General features: G+C 71.7%; 3 protein-coding genes and 1 pseudogene. 3 read left to right on the plus strand and 1 reads right to left on the minus strand.

Annotated features, from left to right (window positions below):
- Positions 1–96: 96 nt before the first annotated feature.
- The 3 genes and pseudogenes from ACWEVN_RS46350 to ACWEVN_RS46360 all read left to right on the plus strand — a co-directional run.
- A pseudogene (locus ACWEVN_RS46350) lies at positions 97–549 on the plus strand (DNA-processing protein DprA); the annotation flags it as partial.
- A 103-nt stretch (positions 550–652) separates the two neighbouring features.
- The gene (locus ACWEVN_RS46355) at positions 653–1,633 is read left to right on the plus strand and encodes a tyrosine recombinase XerC (protein WP_452055520.1); all 981 of its coding nucleotides are present in this window, start codon (positions 653–655) and stop codon (positions 1,631–1,633) included.
- A gap of 109 nt (positions 1,634–1,742) precedes the next feature.
- Positions 1,743–2,591, plus strand: coding sequence for a FliA/WhiG family RNA polymerase sigma factor (locus ACWEVN_RS46360; protein ID WP_449683668.1), 849 nt, complete (start codon positions 1,743–1,745; stop codon positions 2,589–2,591).
- On the opposite strand, the gene ACWEVN_RS46365 is transcribed toward ACWEVN_RS46360, so the two are convergent.
- Positions 2,592–3,077: a M23 family metallopeptidase gene (locus ACWEVN_RS46365; RefSeq protein WP_452055518.1), complete on the minus strand. Its 486-nt coding sequence runs from the start codon at positions 3,075–3,077 to the stop codon at positions 2,592–2,594.
- Positions 3,078–3,473: the final 396 nt, after the last annotated feature.

The raw sequence follows: 3,473 nt of genomic DNA on the forward strand, positions 1-3,473 counted from the left end.
GAGCCACAGAACCACACCCCCAGAGAACCGTCGCAAGACCTCCCACGTGGGCGGTCAACGCAACATCACACGACAGACTGACGAGTCCCGGAGAACGCCGCCCTCACCGAGGGCACCTTGGTGGTCGAGGCGGGACGGCGCAGCGGGGCCCGCAACACGGCCGGCACCGCCGGCGCCTTCGGCAAGGTGGTGATGGCGCTGCCGGGACCGGTGTCGTCGGGGATGTCCGTCGGCTGTCACGAACTGATTCGCGACGCCAAAGCGACGCTGGTCTCGACCGTGGACGAAGTCCTCGAGACCGTCGGACATTTCGGCATCGCCGAGGAGCCCGTCGCGGGCCGGCTGAAACGGCGCACTGACCGGCTGGGGCCGGAGGCATTGCGCGCCTTCGAAGCACTGGTCCTGCGCGCCGACCGGTCGGACACCGAGGTCGCGGCCGAATCCGGGCTCCCGTTGCGGCGGGTACGGGCGCTGCTTCCCGAGCTGGAGATCGACGGATTCGCCGTCCGCGGGGAGTCCGGCTGGCGACGACGGAAGGAAAGCGCATGACGACGACGAAATCCGGGCGAAATCGTCGACGGCGTTCGGCCGGTCCGGTGGGGCCGCGTGGCGATCCTTGACCGAAGGCGGTTGTTCGCGCAGCGTGACATCCATGCCGCCACCACGCTCCGGCCGTGCTCGCCGTCCCGATCTGCGCGCGCTCCGGGCCGCCTTGCCCGAGCATGTTCGGGCGGTGGTCACCTCCTACGAACGGCACCTGGGGCTCGAACGCGGCCTGTCCACGCACACTGTCCGGGCGTACGTCGGCGATGCGGTGTCACTGCTCGGGTTCGTCGTGGACGGTGGCGGTGACGTCGCGGAGCTGGACCTTGCCCGGCTACGGGCATGGCTCGCGGCCCAGCAGTCCGGCGGGGCCAGCCGGACGACGCTCGCCCGGCGGGCGGCGTCGGCCCGGACGTTCACCGCCTGGGCGCACCGCACCGGCGTCCTGGCCACCGACCCGGGCGGGCGGCGCGCGGCGCCGCGAGCGCACCGGACTCTGCCGGGAGTGCTGCGTGCCGGGCAGGCGGGAGAGGTGATGCAGGCGTCGGCCGCCGGGGCGGCGCAACGCGATCCGGTCGCCCTGCGTGATCGCGCGATCGTCGAGCTGCTCTACGCCACCGGCATCCGGGTGTCCGAGTTGTGCGGGCTGGACGTCGGCGGGGCCGACTTCTCCCGTCGTGTCGTGACGGTGCTGGGGAAGGGTGGCAAGGAACGCGTCGTGCCCTTCGGCGTTCCGGCGGCGGAAGCGCTCACCGACTGGATCGACGAGGGGCGGCCGAAGATCATCGCCGAAAGCGGTGGTGAGAGCGCCGAGCCTGCGCTTTTCCTCGGTGTCCGGGGCAAACGCGTCGACCCGCGGGCGGTGCGGCGCGTCGTGCACGACGCCGTCACCGCGGTGCCCGGAGCACTCGACATGGGGCCCCACGGCCTGCGGCATTCCGCCGCGACGCATCTGCTCGAAGGGGGTGCCGATCTCAGGAGCGTTCAGGAACTGCTTGGTCACGCTACGCTTGCCACGACGCAGCTCTACACTCATGTGACCGTCGACCGGTTGAAAGCGATCCATGACCGAGCGCACCCCAGGGCCTGAGGCGGTCCGGGGAGGCTTGCCGGGGTCGTCACCAGCGGGCCCGGCGGCGCACGCGCATCCGCACGAGCACGGAGACGACACTGAGCCGCATGCCGAGAACGACTGTGCAATGACCGCAGGCCCGCACGTGACCGAAGCCGCCGGAGTGACCACTCACGGTGAGGCTGCCGCGCCCGCGGAGACCCGCGCCGGCTACGACGTCGACGCCGGGATCGCGGCTCTGTGGCAGCAGTTCGCCGACAGTCCGGACCAGGCGTCGCGCGATCGGCTCGTGCTGCACTACGCCCCGCTCGTCAAGTACGTCGCCGGCCGGGTCGGCACCGGGCTGCCCACCCACATCGACGTCGGCGACCTCGTCCAGTCGGGCATCTTCGGGCTCGTCGACGCGATCGAGAAGTTCGACCCCGAGCGTGGCCTGCGCTTCGAGACGTATGCGATGCAGCGCATTCGCGGCGCGATCCTCGACGACCTCCGTTCGCAGGACTGGGTGCCGCGTGCGGTGCGCAGCAAGGCCAAGGAGGCCGAGCGCGCGATGGAACGCCTCGGCGCCCGGCTGCACCGCACGCCGACCGACGCGGAGCTCGCCACCGAACTCGGCATCGGTCTCGACGACCTGCGTGACTTCTACGGCCAGCTGCAGCTCACCAGTGTCGTCGCGCTCGAGGACCTGGTGGCCGCGGGCAAGGACAGTGGCTCGCTGGTCGACACGCTGCCCGACGACGACGCCGTCGACCCGGTCGCGGTGCTCGTCGACCAGGACAACCGCCGCCAGCTCGCCCAGGCGATCGCGCAGCTCACCGAGCGGGACAAGATCGTGGTCAGCCTCTACTACTTCGAGAGCCTGACCCTCGCCGAGATCGGCAAGGTCCTCGGCGTCACGGAGTCGCGGGTGAGCCAGCTGCACACGCGGGCGGTCATGCGGCTGCGCGCCAAGCTGGTCGAGCAGACCGGCAGCTGATCATCGATCACCTCCCCACGGCTTGAGCCGGTATTCGCCCACCTCGCCGGTCAGCGCGAGGGGATCGATGTACTCGTCGCCCCGCCGGACGCCCCAATGCAGGCACGCTGCCACCGCGCAGCCGGGATGCCCGGGGAGGACGGTGCCGAGCACCTGGCCGCGGTAGACCTGGTCACCCACGGCCACCTTCGACACGACGGGCTCGTAGGTGGTGCGCAGCCCGCCGTCGTGATCGACGGACAGCACGGGCCGCCCGCCCACCAGGCCGGCGAAGACGACGACGCCTTGGTCGGCGGCCAGCACGTCTTGGCCGGGTACGGCGGCCAGGTCGACTCCGCGATGTCCTGGGCCGAAGGGCGTTTGGGGTGCGTCGAAGTACTTGGTGATCACCGGAACGGGTGACAGGGGCCACGAGAGCCGCGGTTGTCGTGCGGTGAGAGAACGACTGGTCGCGACCGACGGCGCCGGCGATGGCGGGACAGCCATGAGCGCGATCGCCCACGGCACGGCTGGGCCCCGCACTGCCGTGGGGGCACTTGCGCGCGCCGCCGGTGATGGGCGCGCGGTGCTTGTGAGCGGATCTGCGCCGGGAATAGGTGCCGCCCCGGTTGGCCATCCGGCCGGTTCTGCTCCGGGCGAAGCGAGGTTGATCGCCTCAACCGTGGCCGGCCCGGCGAGCCGGCCGGTCGCAGGCTTGGCCGGGACTGCCGTGCCAAGTCCGGCGCTCGGGTGCAGTGGTGCCTCGCGGCTGGTCCGCGAGGCCGCCTCGGCGAGCTTGGCGCCCGGAGGTGGCGGTGGCGGCTTGGCGAATAGGGCGCCTGGAGGTGGCGGTGGCGGCTTGGCGGGCTGGGCGCCTGGAGGTGGCGGTGGCGGCTTGGCGTA

It is taken from the genome of Amycolatopsis sp. NPDC003861, assembly GCF_053605405.1.